This is a genomic window from Streptomyces zagrosensis (assembly GCF_014203645.1).
In the GTDB taxonomy this organism is placed as follows: domain Bacteria; phylum Actinomycetota; class Actinomycetes; order Streptomycetales; family Streptomycetaceae; genus Streptomyces; species Streptomyces zagrosensis.
Genome location: NZ_JACHJL010000002.1, coordinates 154,412 through 171,871 on the forward strand (window position 1 = coordinate 154,412; position 17,460 = coordinate 171,871).

General features: G+C 66.5%; 18 protein-coding genes and 1 tRNA gene. 10 read left to right on the top strand and 9 right to left on the bottom strand.

What is annotated here, in order from left to right:
- Window positions 1–90: 90 nt before the first annotated feature.
- Together FHS42_RS04315 and FHS42_RS04320 are read right to left on the bottom strand one after the other, a co-directional pair.
- Window positions 91–282: a DUF397 domain-containing protein gene (locus tag FHS42_RS04315; protein ID WP_184569712.1), complete on the bottom strand. Its 192-nt coding sequence runs from the start codon at window positions 280–282 to the stop codon at window positions 91–93.
- A gap of 10 nt (window positions 283–292) precedes the next feature.
- The gene (locus tag FHS42_RS04320) at window positions 293–1,144 is read right to left on the bottom strand and encodes a helix-turn-helix domain-containing protein (protein ID WP_184569183.1); all 852 of its coding nucleotides are present in this window, start codon (window positions 1,142–1,144) and stop codon (window positions 293–295) included.
- A gap of 284 nt (window positions 1,145–1,428) precedes the next feature.
- Between FHS42_RS04320 and FHS42_RS04325 the strand changes: the two genes are divergently transcribed.
- From FHS42_RS04325 to FHS42_RS04340, 4 genes are all read left to right on the top strand, one after another.
- Window positions 1,429–2,181 (top strand): hypothetical protein, encoded by a 753-nt coding sequence (locus FHS42_RS04325; protein WP_184569184.1) that lies wholly within the window; start codon window positions 1,429–1,431, stop codon window positions 2,179–2,181.
- 56 nt (window positions 2,182–2,237) lie between these two features.
- Window positions 2,238–3,464 (top strand): GNAT family N-acetyltransferase, encoded by a 1,227-nt coding sequence (locus FHS42_RS04330; protein WP_184569185.1) that lies wholly within the window; start codon window positions 2,238–2,240, stop codon window positions 3,462–3,464.
- A gap of 335 nt (window positions 3,465–3,799) precedes the next feature.
- The gene (locus FHS42_RS04335) at window positions 3,800–5,290 is read left to right on the top strand and encodes an FG-GAP repeat protein (RefSeq protein ID WP_184569186.1); all 1,491 of its coding nucleotides are present in this window, start codon (window positions 3,800–3,802) and stop codon (window positions 5,288–5,290) included.
- Between the two features lie 506 nt (window positions 5,291–5,796).
- The gene (locus tag FHS42_RS04340; RefSeq protein ID WP_376772534.1) at window positions 5,797–7,017 is read left to right on the top strand and encodes a Yip1 family protein; all 1,221 of its coding nucleotides are present in this window, start codon (window positions 5,797–5,799) and stop codon (window positions 7,015–7,017) included.
- Between the two features lie 278 nt (window positions 7,018–7,295).
- Here FHS42_RS04340 and FHS42_RS04345 read toward each other — a convergent pair whose 3' ends face one another.
- Complete coding sequence (locus FHS42_RS04345; RefSeq protein WP_184569188.1) at window positions 7,296–7,793, bottom strand: phosphoribosyltransferase; 498 nt, start codon at window positions 7,791–7,793, stop codon at window positions 7,296–7,298.
- A gap of 96 nt (window positions 7,794–7,889) precedes the next feature.
- On the bottom strand, window positions 7,890–8,465 hold the full coding sequence (gene dcd / locus FHS42_RS04350; protein ID WP_184569189.1) for a dCTP deaminase: 576 nt from the start codon (window positions 8,463–8,465) through the stop codon (window positions 7,890–7,892).
- A 493-nt stretch (window positions 8,466–8,958) separates the two neighbouring features.
- Between dcd and FHS42_RS04355 the strand changes: the two genes are divergently transcribed.
- From FHS42_RS04355 to FHS42_RS04365, 3 genes are all read left to right on the top strand, one after another.
- Window positions 8,959–9,029, top strand: a tRNA-Gly gene (locus FHS42_RS04355).
- Between the two features lie 192 nt (window positions 9,030–9,221).
- Window positions 9,222–9,470, top strand: a complete 249-nt coding sequence (locus FHS42_RS04360; RefSeq protein WP_184569190.1) for a type II toxin-antitoxin system CcdA family antitoxin — start codon at window positions 9,222–9,224, stop codon at window positions 9,468–9,470.
- Window positions 9,467–9,868 carry a DNA-binding protein gene (locus tag FHS42_RS04365; RefSeq protein WP_184569191.1) on the top strand — a complete coding sequence of 134 codons (402 nt, stop codon included), beginning with the start codon at window positions 9,467–9,469 and terminating at the stop codon, window positions 9,866–9,868. Before FHS42_RS04360 ends, FHS42_RS04365 begins: the two co-directional genes overlap by 4 nt.
- Window positions 9,869–10,147: 279 nt before the next feature.
- Here FHS42_RS04365 and FHS42_RS04370 read toward each other — a convergent pair whose 3' ends face one another.
- Window positions 10,148–10,336, bottom strand: a complete 189-nt coding sequence (locus FHS42_RS04370; protein WP_184569192.1) for a hypothetical protein — start codon at window positions 10,334–10,336, stop codon at window positions 10,148–10,150.
- Between the two features lie 288 nt (window positions 10,337–10,624).
- On the opposite strand from FHS42_RS04370, the gene FHS42_RS04375 reads away from it, so the two are divergent.
- The gene (locus FHS42_RS04375) at window positions 10,625–10,972 is read left to right on the top strand and encodes a transcriptional regulator (RefSeq protein WP_184569193.1); all 348 of its coding nucleotides are present in this window, start codon (window positions 10,625–10,627) and stop codon (window positions 10,970–10,972) included.
- Complete coding sequence (locus tag FHS42_RS04380) at window positions 10,969–11,640, top strand: nucleotidyl transferase AbiEii/AbiGii toxin family protein (RefSeq protein WP_184569194.1); 672 nt, start codon at window positions 10,969–10,971, stop codon at window positions 11,638–11,640. The genes FHS42_RS04375 and FHS42_RS04380 overlap by 4 nt, the downstream gene beginning before the upstream one ends.
- A gap of 448 nt (window positions 11,641–12,088) precedes the next feature.
- On the opposite strand, the gene FHS42_RS04385 is transcribed toward FHS42_RS04380, so the two are convergent.
- The 4 genes from FHS42_RS04385 to vanH form a co-directional block, all read right to left on the bottom strand.
- Window positions 12,089–12,244, bottom strand: coding sequence for a hypothetical protein (locus FHS42_RS04385; RefSeq protein ID WP_184569195.1), 156 nt, complete (start codon window positions 12,242–12,244; stop codon window positions 12,089–12,091).
- 683 nt (window positions 12,245–12,927) lie between these two features.
- Entirely contained in the window at window positions 12,928–13,536 is a 609-nt protein-coding gene (vanX, locus tag FHS42_RS04390) for a D-Ala-D-Ala dipeptidase VanX (RefSeq protein WP_184569196.1), read from the bottom strand.
- Window positions 13,533–14,573 carry a D-alanine--(R)-lactate ligase VanA-Sc gene (gene vanA-Sc / locus FHS42_RS04395; RefSeq protein WP_184569197.1) on the bottom strand — a complete coding sequence of 347 codons (1,041 nt, stop codon included), beginning with the start codon at window positions 14,571–14,573 and terminating at the stop codon, window positions 13,533–13,535. Before vanA-Sc ends, vanX begins: the two co-directional genes overlap by 4 nt.
- Window positions 14,566–15,606 (bottom strand): D-lactate dehydrogenase VanH, encoded by a 1,041-nt coding sequence (gene vanH / locus FHS42_RS04400; protein WP_184569198.1) that lies wholly within the window; start codon window positions 15,604–15,606, stop codon window positions 14,566–14,568. Before vanH ends, vanA-Sc begins: the two co-directional genes overlap by 8 nt.
- A gap of 509 nt (window positions 15,607–16,115) precedes the next feature.
- Between vanH and FHS42_RS04405 the strand changes: the two genes are divergently transcribed.
- Window positions 16,116–17,459 carry a UDP-N-acetylmuramoyl-tripeptide--D-alanyl-D-alanine ligase gene (locus FHS42_RS04405; RefSeq protein ID WP_184569199.1) on the top strand — a complete coding sequence of 448 codons (1,344 nt, stop codon included), beginning with the start codon at window positions 16,116–16,118 and terminating at the stop codon, window positions 17,457–17,459.
- Window position 17,460 lies beyond the last annotated feature (1 nt).

Sequence of the window (17,460 nt, forward strand, 5' to 3'; positions counted from 1 at the left end):
GAGGTCATCGGGCAGTGGCCGCACCCCACCCCGGACCAATACGCACACAAGGCCGTGAAGTCTCACGGGAGCGACAGGCTCACAGGAGCGTTAGGCCAGCGCTCCCGACTTCACGGCAGCGAGCAGCGCGGCGAGTTGGCGTGGGGAAGCGGTGATGACCGTGCCGGGTATTTCGCTCTCGCGGAGGGAGATGTCGGCACCACGAGATGCGACCTCGACACAGGCGTTTCCGTCGTTACCTCCCGAAAAAGAGGACTTACGCCACGTCGGCTCTTCAAGCATTTTCAACCTCTCACATATCCTGCGCGATGCGCCGAATGAGATCCCGCGACTCAGCAGTACCGAGCGATGATTCCCGAACCGTTTGGAAGAGAGATCGATACTTAGCGACCTGAGCCTCCGCATCCAGAAAAACACCACCAAATGCTGCATCGAGCAGCACTGTATCTAGTTGCGGCACGGGTCCGCCAACGATCACCATGGAAAATCCGGCTCCGCCAAAGCCATCAACATCGAAGGGGATCGCTCGCAAAGTGACGTTGGGGCGCTCCGACGCTTGCAGCAAAAAGTTAAGCTGCGCACGTGAGACGTCGCGGTCAGCAACTCTCATACGCAAGGCGGCTTCGTGGACAACCGCCTCGTAAGTAACGGCCTCTTCGCCCTCAAGCACCGCTCGTCGCCTCATCCTGAAGGCTACTCGGGCCTCTAGGTCCGCACCGTTGATTGCAGGTTCCGCGTAGGAAATAAGCGCCCTCGCGTGGCACTCAGTTTGCAGCAATCCAGGAATGTGGAAGATCTCGCTCGTGCGTATGCTGCTCGCGTGGTGCTCAAGTTCAGCCAGATCGAAGAAGGCCGCCGCTAGAGCGTCCCTATACTCCTCCCACCAACCTCTATGTCGCTCCTCGGCCATAACCGCCAATGCATCCACAAAGGCCGTGTCAGGGCACGCATAGAAGGAAGCGAGACTTCGCAAGCGTTCGGCACTCACTCCGACTCGCCCCGCCTCCATGTGCGAGATCTTGGTGTGGTCAATAGCCAGTCCTCTGGCAGCGTCCCGCGCCGTGAGACCGGCACGTTCACGGAGTTTGCGCAACTCGGCGCCCAGCCGCTCCTGTCGCGCCGTCGTGGTGGTTCGTGCTGGCATGTGGCCCTTCTTCTTCGTCTGCGTGCAGTTTGCCGCGCTTCAGGCCCGCCGGTCCATGTGATCACCAATGGGCATCTCCATCAACGTTGACCCCGACCAACATTGACCCGTACCGTGTGTGACGCACCGCTCACCGAGCGCTCCGTCTCCCGGAAGTGCACCGACCTCCCCTTGCCTCCTCCCGCCCGGGCGGAGCCATGCCCAGCGGAGGGACGGCAAGGACACCGGGTGGTGGGACGACGTGAGCGGCGGCCCAAAGCCGCGTCACCCCACGGGAGTACCTCATGACGCACGACGACAACCCCGCCACGGAGCCGACCACCGAGCCACAACAGCACTACGCACACGACGAGCCACAACAGCCGCAAGCGCAAGCCGAGTTGCCACCAACATCACCAGAGCAGCCTGACCCCGCACCGGCGCAGCAACGCGCACCCGAGCCGGAGCGAAAGCCCGCGCCCCAGCCCGAGCACTGGGAATACACGATTGAGGTCCCGCCCGATACCCGAGCCGTGGGGATCTGCCGGACCGCAGTGCGCATGATCCTCGGGGCGCACGGCATGCCCGAACTCTACGACCGCGCAGCCGTGTTGACCTCGGAACTTCTCGGCAATGCCCTCCGGCACACCGATGGCAGGGCCGGTCTCCGCCTGCGATACGACGACGAGGAGAACACGTTGCGGATCGGCGTGTGGGATGGCGACCCGACGCCGCCCGACGCGTTCTCCACCGCACCCCACCCGCTCGGCAACGCGACCATCGAGGCCGGACCGTACGACCACACGACCACCGACGCCACCAAAACCAACACCCACACCCACACCCACACCCACACCCACAGCAACACCGACGCGCTTCTTCGCGTGGACGGGATCGCCGAGAGCGGGCGCGGGCTGCTGCTCGTCGCGCTCTACGCCGACGACTGGGGCTGGTCCCCGCTGATGAGCGGATTGCTGGAGCCGCCGGGCAAGTACGTGTGGTGCGATCTGATGCGGGGCTCCGACTGCGCCGCATGGGCGGCGGGTAGCGCTGCGTGACCATGGCCGGTGAAAACCGGATGCTCGAACGACCTTTCAGAACTAGTGTCCGGAATATGGAACACGACTCCGTCCTGCGATTCGGAGAGGTACCCGAGACCCGGCTCGACGAGGCTCTGGCCCTCGCCTACCTCGCCTTCCACACCACCCCCGAAGACGACGCCAAGCGCAAGCACCACTACGACACCCTGCGCGAGTGCGCGCGCGTGGGCGCGTACGACGGTGACCGGCTGGTGGGCCTCATGGCCACGTACGACTTCACGCTCTCCCTGCCGGGCGGGGAGCTGCCGGCCCCCGGCCTCACGTTCGTCAGCGTGGCCCCCACCCACCGACGTAGGGGCGCGCTGGCCGGCATGATCGCCGAGTTGTACCGCAGGCTTGGCGAGGCCAATGTGCCGCTGGCTTGCCTGTGGGCCTCCGAGGACGCGATCTACGGCCGCTTCGGCTTCGGCACCAGCACCCGCGGGTTCACCGTGGAGATCGACTCGTCCCGGCCGCTGGCGCTGCGGATCGAGCCTGACGGTCGGCCCCTGCGGTTGGTTGCCGCCGCCGATGCGCCCGCGCTGCTCGGCCCGTACTACGAGCGCACTCGTGCCGAGCGCGGTGGCCGGATGGCCCGTACGGAGGCGTGGTGGCGGGAGGAGTGGCTGGTCGAGAAGGACGAAGAGGACGCCAGCATGAGCCCGCCCCGCATCGTCGCGCTGGGCGAGCCGCTCGCCGGCTACGTCATCTACCGCACTAAGAAGGACAACGACGGGCCCGGCCTCGTACGCCTGGACGAACTGGAGGCAGACACTCCAGCTGTCGCGGCGGCCCTGTGGCGCTATCTCGCCTCCATCGACCTCACCCAGAAGGTCACCGCGTGGGGCCGCCCGTTCGACGACCCGCTGCTGCACTTCTGCGCCGATCGGGACCAGGTCCGAGTCACGGGTGTGGTGCCCTCACTGCGGGTACGCCTCATTGACGTACCCGCCGCGCTGCGCGCCCGTACCTGGGCCGCCGACGTCGATGTCGTACTTGACATACGCGATGGCCAACTTCCCGCCAACGCAGGCCACTTCCGACTGACCGCAGCGCCGGACGGGTGCGCGTACGAGCCGACTGACGCACCCGCCGATCTGAGCATGGACGTACGCGAACTAGCCGCCTGCTACCTGGGCGATACGCCCGTACGCGAGTTGGTACGGGCCAGCCTGGTCACCGAGCACACGGCGGGCGCGGCGGCGACACTCGACGCTGCCCTGCACACCGAGTTGGCACCCCACACGATGGATGGGTTTTAGGCGACATCTTCGCTACGGCACTTCAGTCAGGGAACTGCGGTAAGGGACACGAGCCAGGTAGTGCCCCTCGGAGAGCGCCGGTCGCGTAACACCACGGCTTGGCAGGGGAGTTGGCGCGCCCCGGTGGTCCGCTGAGTGGGCCTGATGACGGGCATGTTGCCGGCATGGTGACGGGTATAGCGACGGGGCAAGGTGGCGGGGATTCGGACGTCCGTCACCACCCCGTACAACCCTTTCGCCCCATCCGCCGTCCAACACACATCGGCAAGGGAACGGGCCCGCCTTCCGGTACACCCCCGCACTCGTCAGGATTTCCTCGCGCTAGGAGCCGTACTGTGCGTAAAAACCGTTCCGCCGCTGTGACTGCGGCCTCGTTCCTGCTCATGGCCGGCGCAGCGATCGCGCTAGCGCCCGCCGCCCACGCCGGCACTCCCGGTGGCACCGCCGCCAACGACAGAAACTGCGACTTCAACGGTGACGGCTATGAAGACGCGCTGCTCGCGGCGCCGAAGGCGACCGTTGGGGGCGACCGGGACGCGGGCTATGTCGCCGTGCAGTACGGGTCGGCCAAGGGCATCAACACCTCCCACCGGACGATCATCGACCAGTCCACGCCGGGCGTGCCCGGCTCGCCGGAGCCGGGTGACGCGTTCGGTCAGGCGCTGGCCACCGGCGACCTGGATTCGGACGGCTTCGATGACGCCGTCATCGGCATCCCGAACGAGGACATCGGCACTGTCGCCGATGCGGGCGGCGTCACCGTCCTTTGGGGCTCGAAGAGCGGTCTGACCGGCCGCGATTCCTCGTGGCTTGAGTCCCAGGAGCCGACCGCGAAGGAGACGTACGGCATCGGCGTCGCCGCCGCGCGGTTCACCAGCGACACGCCGGGTGACGTGCTCGCCATCCTGGACCGGGACGATCTTGAGGTCTCCTGGTGGGCCTCCGGCGCACAGCAGCGGGCGGCGGCCCCGCGCGGTTTGGAGAAGTCGGCGCTGGCCGACGAGGGCAAGAACATCGCACCCTCGTCGCTGACGACCGGCGACTACGACCGCAACGGTTACGCGGACCTCGTGATATCCGGCACCAGTACGGGCGAGGAGCCGGGACACGGTTGGTCCACGCTGCTCGCCGGGCAGGCCGATGGGCTGGTCTATCAGCGCGATCTGCGCGGCGGCCCGGTCGCCGCCTCCGGTGACATCAACGGCGACTCGTACGACGACCTGGTCACCAGCGAACCGCACAGCCCTGACGACGGCGGCGAGACGATGACCGGCGGCCTGGTCGGGGTGTACCTCGGCAGCGAGGAAGGGCCGGTCGGCCAGGAGGGCACGGTCGGCAGTCCGCCGCAGTGGTGGACCCAGGACTCGCCGGGCGTCGCCGGCGTCGCCGAACAAGGCGACGGCTGGGGCAGCGATCTCTCGCTCGGCGATACCAACGGTGACGGGTACGCCGACCTGGCCATCGGCGCCTCCGGCGAGGACATCGGCACGGTGCCGGACGCGGGCGCGGTCTGGCTGCTGCGCGGCTCGGCGCAGGGGCTCACCGCGACGAAGTCGGTCTCGTACGACCAAAACAGCGTGAACGTGCCGGGAGATGCGGAGAAGGCGGACGCGTTCGGCGGGCAGGTGCGCCTGATCGACCCCAACAAGGACGGCAAGTTCGGCCTGCTAGCCGCGGCCCCCGGCGAGAACACGGGCGACGGCGTGGTCTGGGTCCTCTCGGCCAACGCGGGCGGTCTGACGTCGGCCGGTTCCTGGACGTACGGCGGCGGCTCCCTCAACGCCCCCAGCGCGGACGCGGCCTTCGGCGCGACGATCGACGAGTGATACGTGCCGGGTAACGCGTAAGGCGGGTGGCGGGCGGGGCGGGCCTGGTGGTGTGGGTGGGGTGGGTGGGGTGGGTTCGGTGGGGTGGGTTCGGTGGGGCGGGCGGGGTGGTGCCGGTGGTGCCGACGCTGGGGCGGGCCCGGTGGTGCCGGTGGGGCCTAGCGGGCGGGGCGGGGTGAGGCGGCTAGGGGCGTACGGTGCACGCCTGCGCGCCCTGCCTGCGCACCGCGCCCGGCCCGCGCCTGCGAGCACCCCGCCGCCCCCACACGCCCCCGTAACTCGCACACGCCGGCGCCCGGCCCCGCGCCCGCGCCTGGCCCCGCACGTCTCGCTAGGCTCGCTAGGCTCGCTAGGCCGCCGTAAGCCGCCGCTCGGTACGTAGAACACCAAGGTCAACGGGGGGCTATCCCCCCGGGGTTCCCTTAAGGGATGTCACAGCTCGGCCGCAATGCCCGGCCTGTTCCCCTGGGCCCGTCACCGAGTTTGGCGAGACCAGGTACGTTCGAATCGTGGCTGGATTCAGGATCGGACGCGGACGCGGCTCCCGCTCAGGGCAGCAGGGACAACAGGGGCAGCAGGGGCAGCGGGGACAGCACCCCGGGCCCCCCGGCCCCAGCGGGCCCGGTGGGCGCCAGGGGGCCGGCGGACAAGCCGGGCGTCCCGGCCCGCAGCAGGCGCCCCCTCCGTATGGGCAGCAGGGCGGCCCCCCGCCGTACGGCCAGGCCGGCGGCGGTCCGGCTCCCTACGGCGGCCCGCCCTACGGCCGAGGCCAAGGGCAGGGCCCGGGGCCGCACGGCCCCAGCGCGAGCCGCGTCCAGTGGCCGCACCCGACGCCAGGGCACCCGAACGACGAACCGGAGTATTTCGGCGACGGCGGCCACGACCCGTACTACGGACCCGGCGGCGGCCAACCCGGCCAGCACGGTCAGCCTGGCCAGCACGGGCCCGGCGGCCACGACCCGCGTTACGGCCCCGGTGGCGGCCAGGCCGGGCACAGCGGCTACCCGGGCTACGGCGGCGGCCAGCCCCCGTACGACCCGAACGACAACCCTGGCCACACCCAGCAGTTCAGCCTCGGCGATGACCCTTCGTACGGGCCGCAGGGCGGCGGTTACGGCGACGACGGGTACGACGCCGACCACACCAACACCTACCGCGCCGGCCAGACCCCCGCCCCGCCCACCGGGCCCCGACTGCACTGGAAGGACCTGCTGCGCGGCATCGTGCTGCGCCCCGGCCCGACGTTCTGGCAGATGCGTGACCACCCGATGTGGCCCACGGCGCTGATCGTGACCTTCATCTACGGGCTGCTCGCGGTGTTCGGCCTCGACAAGGCGCGCGACGAGGTCCTCAGCGTGTCGCTGACCAACAGCATCCCGTGGATGCTGAGCACGGCGGTCGCGGTCATGCTCAGCGGCCTCATCCTGGGCGCGGTCACCCACACCCTCGCCCGCCAACTCGGCGGCGACGGCGCCTGGGCGCCAACCATCGGCCTGTCGATGCTGATCACCTCGCTCACGGACGCACCCCGCCTACTCTTCGCGATGTTCCTGGGCGGCGACAGCTCGCTCGTGCAACTCCTCGGCTGGGTAACGTGGGTCGCGGCGGGCGCACTGTTCACCTCGATGGTGAGCAAGTCACACGACCTGCCGTGGCCCAAGGCACTGGGCGCCAGCGCCATCCAGCTCATCGCCCTCCTGTCGATCATCAAGCTGGGCACGCTGTAGGCCCGAAGGCCGTACGAACCGAAGACGGCACGAACCATGGGCGGTGCCGCCCCGGGGCGCCGGGGCCGGCACGGCCGACCGGCGCCGGACGCAACACCGGCCGCGACGAACGAAGGGCCCGGAACCGAAAGGTTCCGGGCCCTCAGCCGTAGCCGAAGCCATCCGCACGTCACACGCCAAGCACCACCCGCTACACGCCACGCGCCGCACACACCCAAACAGCACAGACAACGCGCACGACCACACACGAACACGAGCGACTCAAAAGTTCGCACGTCTCAAGAGTCGCGAATCTGGCCCTCACGACGCACCACGGGCGGCTCGACGGACCAGGGGAAGTTGATCCACTCGTCCGTACGCTTCCAGACGTACTCGCACTTCACCAACGACTGCGACTTCTCGTAAATCACCGCGCTGCGTACCTCGGCGACCGTGCCGAGACAGAAGTCGTGCACGAGCTTGAGCGTCCTCCCGGTGTCGGCGACATCGTCCGCAATGAGGATCTTCTTGTCAGAGAAGTCAATGACATTGGGGACGGGCGCGAGCATGACCGGCATCTCCAGAGTCGTTCCGACTCCGGTATAGAACTCGACATTGACCAGATGGATATTCTTGCAGTCCAACGCATAGGCGAGCCCGCCCGCGACGAACACACCGCCGCGCGCGATGGAGAGGACTATGTCCGGCTCGTATCCATCGTCGGCGATCGTCTGCGCCAACTCGCGAACGGCCCGCCCGAACACGTCGTATGTCAGATTCTCCCGCACCGCACTCATCTCACTCAGCCCCGCTGACTCTCGTACACCCGCACTCGTACCCGGGGCCGACAGCCCCGCGCCCGGCGCCACACTCTCCCGTGCCCGCAGCCCAGTTCAGACCTGCGTACGGTGGAAATTCACAAAAGAACGCGACGCGGTCGGCCCGCGCTGCCCCTGATAGCGCGACCCATACCGCGCGGAGCCATACGGATGCTCAGTGGGCGAGGTCAGCCGGAACAAACACAGTTGACCAATCTTCATCCCGGGCCACAGCTTTATCGGCAGCGTCGCTACATTCGACAGCTCAAGCGTCACATGCCCAGAAAACCCGGGGTCGATGAACCCAGCGGTCGAATGCGTCAGCAGCCCCAGCCGTCCCAGGCTCGACTTCCCCTCCAGCCGCGAGGCCAGATCATCAGGCAGGCTCACGACCTCATACGTGGAGGCGAGCACAAATTCACCGGGATGCAGAATGAACGCCTCATCCCCCTGCGGCACCACCTCGCGCGTCAGGTCGTGCTGTTCGACGGCGGGATCGATGTGGGGGTAACGGTGATTCTCAAACACCCGAAAGTAGCGGTCTAGGCGCACGTCGATGCTCGACGGTTGCACCATCTGGTCGTCGTACGGGTCGATCCGCACCCTGCCGGATTCGATCTCGGCTCGGATGTCCTTGTCAGAGAGAAGCACGCCACGAGGATACGCGGATAACCAAACGCCAAGAGCCCGACCCAACGGGCCGGGCTCTCGCCGCACGTGAGCTACCGCTTCTCCAGCACCACAGGCACCGCATGCCGCAGCCGGGCACACCGCGGACAGCGCAACAAGCGTCCGGGCCCAAGGCGATCGGCAGTCAGGTTCTGCATCGGGAACGAAGCGGTGCTGAATACATGCCCTTCGGCACAACGGACGACGGTGCGCTCCATCGGTCCCCTTCCCCAGCTATGTGAACAACAAAAGCCACATTAGGGGATAGTCCGGGCACCCCTCCACGCGGCACCCCGCATCCCACCGTACGCCCCAACTCCCGCCACCCTCATCCACATCCCACCCCTCTCCCTAACCCCACCTCCAACACCCACGCCCCACACCCCGAACAGCACAAAGACCCCACGACCTATGCGTCGGGGGTCTGAGATGAGGTAGAGTATGGGCGACGCGAGGCCATGATCAGCCACGCTGCGCGGGTGTAGTTTAATGGTAGAACATGAGCTTCCCAAGCTCAGAGCGCGAGTTCGATTCTCGTCACCCGCTCTTTGATGAAGGCCCTGGTCGATGACCGGGGCCTTTCGCCTGCCCCCAGCAGCACCGGCCTCGAGCCTCACCCCGCCGTGGACAGCCGGGGAGCGACCGCCCCTTGTCTGCACCCGCAGCATGTGGTCGCGGTCGCCAAGGCCGGGGCCAATAGCCCGAGCCGACATATGCATACTCCAGTATGCTTAGCTCATGTCCTCAACGACTCGCATCACCGTCACGCTCCCCAGCGACCAGGTGGCAGAGCTCCGCAAGCTCACGGACAACGTCTCCGGCTACGTGGCGGAAGCGGTAGCCCGCCAAATCCGGCATCAGCTTCTGGGCGACGACCTGCGCCGGCACGAGGAGGAACACGGCCCGTTCAGCGATGAGGAGCTCGCCGAGGCCCGCTCGAAGATCTTCGGCGGCGATGGCTCCGCTAAGAGCGCGGATGCCGCGTGAGTGAGCGCATCGAGAGTGTCGTCCTGGACTCGGAGGGGCTCTCCGCCTGGATCGCGCAGGACCGCAAGCTTCTCGCGATGCTTCAGGTCTTCCACGACATGGGAGCCGACCTGGTGATCGGGGCCAACACCATCGTGGAAGTCAGCCACTCCCGTACCAACATGCCTCGCCTGAACTGGGCTCTGTCCCGTGTCAAGGTGGAGCCGGTCACCGAACATGCGGCGAAAGCGGCAGCGGAACTGCTCAAGGGCGCCGGGCTGCACGGGCACAAGTACGCCATCGATGCCACTGTCGCCGAGGTCGCCCTACGTCAGCCGAAACCCGTCGCCCTCCTGACCTCCGACGGCGACGACATGACCAAGCTCTGTGGCAACCAGGTCCGCATCATCCCCCTTTGACCCGTCGGCCCATCCGGAGCACTCGCCTTGGCTGGCCCCGTTGCGCTTTCGGCCCTCGTGCCCCCTCCGTGCCCAGCAGAGCGGACAACTGCGGTCAGGTACGGCTTCCACAGACCGCGACCATCCATCCCGACCAACACAAAAGCGCAGTTCAGGGCCCCTCCTGCGGCCCAAGAACCGCTGACTCCCAAGCTCAGAGCGTGAGTTCGATTCTCGTCACCTGCTCCACCACGAAGGCCCAGGTCATCGACCCGGGCCTTGTTTGTTGCCTGGACCACTTCAGGCGTCGCGCACCGGATCCGCACCAGGAGGCTTGTCCTTGGCCTTCGCACGGGCGGCGCGCAGGAGGTCGTCCACGCCGCCGGCTGGCTCCTGTTGCCGCTCAAGGACGGATCGCTGGTGGATCATCGCGTCCTTGAGGGTGGCCCCGGTTTGGGTGGCAGACCCTTCGAGCCCTTCTCCACCCACCAGTTCAGGTGACGTCGAAGGTTACTGCGGAGAAAGGTGGATAGGAGCAACGCCTGCTTGACCGCATCAGATTCGGCCGCCAGATCTCGGCAAGACACCAGGGCCACCTCGGGCATTTCTAGGCGGCTCTCAGGAAGCAGGAACGGTCGACACATAAGGAGTGTTCGTGTTGCCGGAGTTCTGAGGCGGACTATTCGGCGACGGGGGCAACGGGCCGGTGTCCTGCTCGCAGGAGTGATGTCTGCGGTCCGAGCGGCTCATCGTCGGCTCGCCCTGGATAATCGATGCATGGCATCACAGCCTCGTCTCTCCGACCTCCGTCGTGCCAAGTTCGTCCGGCGCCTGCCCGCAACGCTCTCCGAGCTTGCCGGTCCCAAGCACGGCCCGGTACACCTGCCGCTCCACCTTGCCTGGTCGGGGTTGACCACGTTCGACCTCGACCGGCCCCGGCTACGGATGAGCTACTACCGGATCGTGCTGGCCGAGGGCCGGCACGACGACTTGGTTCAGTACCTCGACCAGGACCTTCTGGTCGGCCTGTGGCCCACACTGCGCACACTGATCAGCCCTGACCTCCGCGAGGTCTGGGAGAACGCCTTCGGCGAGCTGGCCGCCAGCGCCCGGGCCGCTGCGTGAACCTCACGGACCTGCACCGCCGCTTGCTTGCAGACGTCCTTGCCGTAGGTGGCACCTACCCCCTCGCGCTCACTGGCGGCTACGCCGTCCAGGCGCACGGCCTGGTCGACCGGCTCAGCCAGGACCTCGATGTCGCGACGGAGAACCCGGATCCCATGGAAGACATCGCGGCTGTGGTGCGCACCGGACTGGAGCGGCGCGGATGGCACGTGGAAGCCCTGGAGACAGACCCGCTGTCCGCACGTCTGATCGTCACCGACCCCACCAGCCATGAAGAGTGCGAGGTCGACATCCTCAAGGAAGCACTCTGGCGGCCACCCGTACACACCGAACACGGCCTGGTGCTGTCGCTTGAAGATGTCGTCGGGACCAAGGTCCGCGCCCTGGCCGACCGCGGACTCGCCAGGGACCTGATCGACGTGCGGGCCGCCACGGGCCGTTGGAACCCCGTCGAACTCGAAGAGCTCGGCCGGCGCCATGCCCGGGACTCCTTCGATCTCAGCGAGCTCCAAGCTCGGCTGGGCGGAGCCGACTGGATCGACGACACGGAATTCGCCGCGTACGGACTCGGCGAGGAAGCGATCGCCGGGCTGCGTCAGTGGGCACAGGCCTGGGCCGACGACATCGGGGAACGACTTCACGAGCTCGAGTCCCCGCACGAGGATTGATGGCCCGACGATGCCGGCTGCGTGACAGATTGCGGTTCGCGAGAGGGACTGATCGCCCCTCGGTCGCCGTGCCCCATCCGTGCCCTTCGGAGTGGACAGCCGCGGTCAAGTACGGCTCCCAGAGACCTCGCCGACCTCACCCGGACCGGACAAACATGCAGGTCAGGGCGATTGCACCAGTCCAAGCCCCGCTAGTTCCCAAGCTCAGAGCGCGAGTTCGATTCTCGTCACCCGATCCATGATGAACCCCCAGGTCAGCGGCCTGGGTTGTTCATTGTCTAGACCTCTCCGTGCCCCTCACGCCACTTGCGCACCACTTGAGGCACCGAAATGCCCCCCGTTATGAATTGGGCTGACGCCTGATGTCACTGCGTACCCGCCGTGCTGTGATGGGCAAGCGCAGTTTCTTGATCGGTTCCGGCAGACGCAACTGCCCGGGCGTCCCCGCCTATTCGTACGTGTTCCGACGCCGCTCGCGGTGACGTCGGTCGCCTTGGCCCGAACCGTTCACGTCGCCCAGGGACAGCAGCGTGGCCGCATTGTTCCACAATCCGAGGTGATCGCGGTGGACGGCGAGCACTCCGTTCTTCACTACCGTCCGCACGGACGGTCCGCTGAAGTACGTCGTTGTCACGAAGACGCCGAGCGGTTGGAAGCCAGGTCGTGGGGCGGGGGGTACTCGGTCTTCACACCGCTGGGCGCGAGGCGGGGCCGGCGACGTGGATCTAATCGCAGCCAGCCGCTCGGTGAGCGTGGAGCACTTCGCCCCCGTCCTGCAAGCCAACTGATGTTCTTAGGAGGAGCAACGCGTGTCCGTCCGCCCATGCGACTGTGCAGGCGAGGCTTGCCCCGGCCGCGGACGGTGGGCCCCGAAGCACTCCCTCGGAGGAGGGAACGCGCGCCGAGGACGACCGTGGCGAGATGGCTCATCCGCGCTTCAACGCCATGGGGGAACGACGTGCTTGGCCACGGTGGAGGGCACCGGTGTCAGCTCCGGGAGGGGGGCTCAGCGCCGGCACACAGCAGCGGGTCACCACCTCGGTGACGGACAGATCGAGGTAGGTGGCTGCCGACTCTTCTTGTACGAATGGGATGTCGGTGGCGGGGCCGCCACAGCCGTCGTTCTCGCGGCAAGCCGATGGTGCAGCGCAGCGCGGTGTCGAGGGTGCCCACGCTGAGGGGCCCGTGAGGTCAGCGCGCCCTCGGTGATGTCCGCGGTGACCGCGTCCACTGCGGAGAGCTGCTATCCGTGCTTCCCGCGCCAGCTTCGTATCTTGGCCGGCTTAGCTATGTGATGGGAAAGTCGAAATAGGTGTCTGGATAAGGTTCGGCTTTCAGTGTGTAATGCCACCACTCGCAAGCGTAAGAGCTGAAACCGCAGGCATCCATGATGGAGCACAGATGTTGACGGTTTGCCGCTTCTGCTTGCGTGATCCCTGTTGCTCCATGGTGTGAGATCGAATCCATCAGGTCATGGCCACCGCCCATGGGAGCTAGTTCACCCGTAGCCAGGTGGTACAGCGTCAGGTCAACGGTGCTGCCGCGGCTGTGGCCCGACTTGGCGGCCACGTATCCCAGGTCGAACATCTCGGCTCTGTCGATGTTCGGGTAGTGCCGCAGCTTCGTCCGGCCGTCCTCTGGCTGTTGTGACCAGCGCAGAAAGCAGTCTACGGCGCGTTGAGGGCGGTAACCGTCCCAAATAAGCAGGCCGAAGCCGAGAGGTTCGGCCTTTTCTTGTGCTCTTTCCAGAGCTGCGCACAGAGCCCTCGTGCCGACGATTCGATTCGCCAGGTACCCGTCCACCGGTTTGCCGGTGAAGTTGTCCCAGGTGGCGTACTTGGCGTCCCAACGTATTCCGGGTACAAGCTCGTCCACGTAGACGAATTTGTCTTTCATTGGCTTTTCCCCGTCAATGCCAAAGAAACCATCCGGTCGATCACTTCGGAGAACGGCACGTCTGCGGCTGCCATCATCCTCGGATACCGGCTGTACGAGGTCATGCCAGGCAGCGTGTTGACCTCGTTGAGGACTACCTCTCCATCGTCCTTGAGGAACATGTCCACTCGCGAAAGACCCCTGCACCCCAATGCGCGGTATACGGCCTTTGCTGTCTCCTGGACGTGTGATCGCGACGCTGCCGGGATGTCGGCGGGAACGATGACCGTTGAGTTGTCGGAGCCGCTTTCCGGGTTACTCTCCTGATGGATTTTGAAGAAGCCGTGCGAGAGAGCGATCTGATCCACCTCGCCCACTGCCAGGTCTGGATCGTTTCCCAAGATGGCGCAACCGATCTCACTGCCGACGACAGCCTCTTCAATCAGCACCTTCGAGTCATACTGTCGCGCAGTGTCCACCGCGCTCAGCAGTTCCTCTTTCCGGGATACCTTGCTGACGCCGAACGATGAGCCCGAACGGGCCGGCTTCACGAAGACGGGATAGGTGAGCCGGTCGGGATCGATGTTCTCGTCCGTCATGACGGTCCAGAACTCCGGCGTGGCGATTCCCGCATTTCTGGCGATGATGTAGGCAAGGGATTTGTCCATACACAGCGCAGAGCTTTGGATATCGCAGCCGACGTAGGGGATGCTGGAGAGCTCCAGCAGGCCCTGAATGGCGCCGTCCTCGCCGAGTGTGCCGTGCAGAACGGGCAACACGATGTCCAAACTGATCGTTTCGTACCGTCCCTTCTCCAGTACGAGCAACCCGCGGACGCTCCTGTCCGGTGACAGCACAGCCGGCCGGCAGCTGCCGTTCTCCCAGTCCGCGTCAGGCCCGTCACAGAGCCTCCAAGCACCGCTCTTCGTGATGCCGATATAGAACGGTTCGTACTTCTCCATGTCGAGATTTCGCGCGACCTGTTGCGCAGACTTGACGGAGACGGGGTGTTCTTCGGAGCAACCTCCGAAGATGATTCCGACCTTCAACCTAGCCATGCTGGTTCCTGCTTTCGAATGTGAGACAGTTGGAGATGGAGTTTTCGACCATGTCGCTCAGGGCGTGGTCGGTGTAATAGGCGGTGTGCGGACTGATGAGCACGTTCGGCAGATTCTGTAGCCGCACCAATGCCTTGTTTTCGATGGGCTTGTTTCTGTAGTCGGCGTAGAATATTCCTTCCTCTCCCTCAAGAACATCCAGCGCCGCACCGCCCAACCTCCCGCTTTCCAATGCCGGAACAAGGGCCTCGGTGTCGATTAGCGGGCCGCGTCCGGTATTGATGATGTACGCGCCGTGCTTCAGCTGCTCGATGCGTCGGTGATTGAGGAGATGGTGCGTATCCGCGGCAAGCGGTGTATGGAGCGTGACGATGTCGCTCAGCTGCAACAAATCATCGAGCGGAACGTAATCGGCGGCGATTTCGGGATGGTTGTCATGGGCCAGTATGTGACAGCCGAAACCCCGCAACCTGTCCACGACTGCTGCACCGATGCGTCCCGTTCCGATGACACCAATGGTCAGGTCGCGTAGTTCTTTCCCACGCACATCGCTCAACCTGTAATCGTGCATGGCTGCGCGGCAGACGGTGGTTTTTGCGTTCCGTACCGCCATCAGCATGAGCATCAACGTGTAGTCGGCCACACTGTCGGGCGAATAGGCGCTGTTCTCGACGGTGATACCGACGCTTTTCGCGTACTCCACATCGATATGGTTGTAGCCGATGCTCCTTGTGGAGATATACGTGACGCCGGCTTGACCGAGGGCAAGAAGAGTGGAGTTTGCTATCCGGGTTTTATGGCTTACGGTGATGCATCGGTTTCCGAAAGCCAGTTCAACGTTGGCTTCGGATACCGCCTCCTCCGTAATAGTCGGTAGCACCCCGAAACGGGGTGCCAGCTCCCGAAACAAAGTGGCCTCGCCCTGCCCGCATCCATAAATGGTGATTCCCGTTGCCGGGGCTGCCGAGACGGTTGAGGTGACCGGCGATCGGGTGCGGCGGGCCGCCGTTCGAGCTGGTTCGCTGTAGGTCATACCTCTAGTCAAGGCAGCATGGTGTTGCCGGCACGTATGTAGTTTTCGATACGCCGACGATATATTACCGTCCGGTAATGTAGAGGGTGTCTGCGTTGATCGCGCTGGGGTCCTCGCGCATCCGTAAAGCCTGCGGTCAGTTCGCATCTGCTGTGCGCGATGCCTGCCGTCCGAACCGATGGCCGCTGCGTTGGTGAGGGCCCCGTAACAGCCCTCTCGTGATCACCCCGGGCGAGAGCCGGCGTGGCCACCGGGCCCGCGCCGCCCGCCGCCCGAGGCCCGCCGCCCGCGATCCTCGGCTTTCGGCCCTCGCCTCGGTCCGCGGCGATCACCACGCGTACGACCTCGAAGCTACACACCGGTCGCATATCGCCGGCGTATCGAAAAGCGCATACGTACCGGCAACGTCACGCCACCTTGACTGGAGGCATGATCTACAGCGAACCGACCTCCGCCATCCTCTGTCTTGCCGGCACGCTTCCGCTCGTCGGCCCCGGCGACGCCCGGTCATGATTCCGCTCAGTCTCGGGGAGATCGCCGCGGTCACCGGCGGGACGGTTGAGGGTGACGGCACCGTGCTGGTGACCGCGCCGGCCGTGCTCGACGGCCGGCAGGCCGAGCCGGGCGGCCTCTTCGTCGCCTTTGCCGGCGAGCACGTTGACGGCCATCACTACGCCGGCCAAGCCGGCCGGGCCGGCGCGGTGGCCGTGCTCGGCTCCCGGCCCACGCCGTTGCCCACCGTCGTCGTCAAGGACGCCCAAGCCGCGCTGAAGGCGCTGGCCACCCACGTCGTGGCCCGGCTGCGCGACGGGCTGACCGTTGTCGGGCTGACCGGCTCCCAAGGCAAGACCAGCACCAAGGACCTGCTGGCGGCCGTGCTGTCGAGCGCCCGGCCGACGATCGCCACGATCGGCTCGCTCAACAACGAACTCGGCGTGCCGCTCACCATGCTGCGCGCCGACGCGGCCACCCGGTTCCTCGTCCTGGAGATGGGAGCCCGCCGCGTCGGCGACATCGCCGAGCTCACCGGCCTGGTCGCGCCCGACATCGCCGTCGTCCTCAACGTCGGCCAGGCTCACCTCGGCGAGTTCGGGTCGCGCGCGGCCATCGCCAAGACCAAGGGCGAGCTGGTGCAGGGGTTGGCGCCCGGCGGCACCGCCGTCCTCAACGCCGACGACCCCCAGGTGGTCGCGATGCGCTCGCTCACCAACGGTCCGGTGCTGACCTTCGGCCGGGCGAAGCACGCCGACGCGCGGGCGTGCGGCCTGGCCCTTGACCGGCGCGGCCGGCCGTCCTTCACGCTGCGGACCGCCGACGCCTCGGCCCCCGTCGCGCTGCCGCATGTGGGCGCCCACCAGGCGCTCAACGCGTCGGCTGCCGCGGCGGCGGGGCTGGCGGCCGGCGTACCCCTCACCATGGCCTCGGCGGCACTGGCTACCGCATCGCTGTCGCGGTGGCGCATGGAGCTGCGCGACCTCGCCAGTGGCGCGACGCTGCTCAACGACTCCTACAACGCCAACCCCGACTCGACCCGCGCCGCCTTGGACGCGCTGGCGGCAATCGAGGGCAGGCGCCGCATCGCCGTCCTCGGCGAGATGCTCGAACTCGGCGACGACAGCGCGGCCTGGCACCACGCCATCGGGGAGTACGCCGCCGCCCGGGCCGATGTGGTGGTGGCGGTCGGCGAGGCCGCCCGGCCGATCGCCGATGGCGCGGGAGCGCGTGCGATGGTGCTGGCCGACAACAAGGCAACCGTCGGTTGGCTGCGCGGCCACGTCACCGCCGGCGATGTGGTGCTCGTCAAGGCATCCCGCGGGGCGCGCCTCGACGAGGTCGCCGCCGTGCTCGCGTAGC

What these genes read in the sequence shown, in the direction of transcription:
- FHS42_RS04345 (WP_184569188.1), bottom strand. Translation starts at nt 7,793, where the DNA reads ATGAGTGCGGTGCGGGAGAATCTGACATACGACGTGTTCGGGCGGGCC.
- FHS42_RS04315 (WP_184569712.1), bottom strand. Translation starts at nt 282, where the DNA reads ATGCTTGAAGAGCCGACGTGGCGTAAGTCCTCTTTTTCGGGAGGTAAC.
- FHS42_RS04360 (WP_184569190.1), top strand. Translation starts at nt 9,222, where the DNA reads ATGTCCTCAACGACTCGCATCACCGTCACGCTCCCCAGCGACCAGGTG.
- FHS42_RS04320 (WP_184569183.1), bottom strand. Translation starts at nt 1,144, where the DNA reads ATGCCAGCACGAACCACCACGACGGCGCGACAGGAGCGGCTGGGCGCC.
- FHS42_RS04330 (WP_184569185.1), top strand. Translation starts at nt 2,238, where the DNA reads ATGGAACACGACTCCGTCCTGCGATTCGGAGAGGTACCCGAGACCCGG.
- FHS42_RS04405 (WP_184569199.1), top strand. Translation starts at nt 16,116, where the DNA reads ATGATTCCGCTCAGTCTCGGGGAGATCGCCGCGGTCACCGGCGGGACG.
- FHS42_RS04375 (WP_184569193.1), top strand. Translation starts at nt 10,625, where the DNA reads ATGGCATCACAGCCTCGTCTCTCCGACCTCCGTCGTGCCAAGTTCGTC.
- vanX (WP_184569196.1), bottom strand. Translation starts at nt 13,536, where the DNA reads ATGAAAGACAAATTCGTCTACGTGGACGAGCTTGTACCCGGAATACGT.
- vanH (WP_184569198.1), bottom strand. Translation starts at nt 15,606, where the DNA reads ATGACCTACAGCGAACCAGCTCGAACGGCGGCCCGCCGCACCCGATCG.
- vanA-Sc (WP_184569197.1), bottom strand. Translation starts at nt 14,573, where the DNA reads ATGGCTAGGTTGAAGGTCGGAATCATCTTCGGAGGTTGCTCCGAAGAA.
- FHS42_RS04325 (WP_184569184.1), top strand. Translation starts at nt 1,429, where the DNA reads ATGACGCACGACGACAACCCCGCCACGGAGCCGACCACCGAGCCACAA.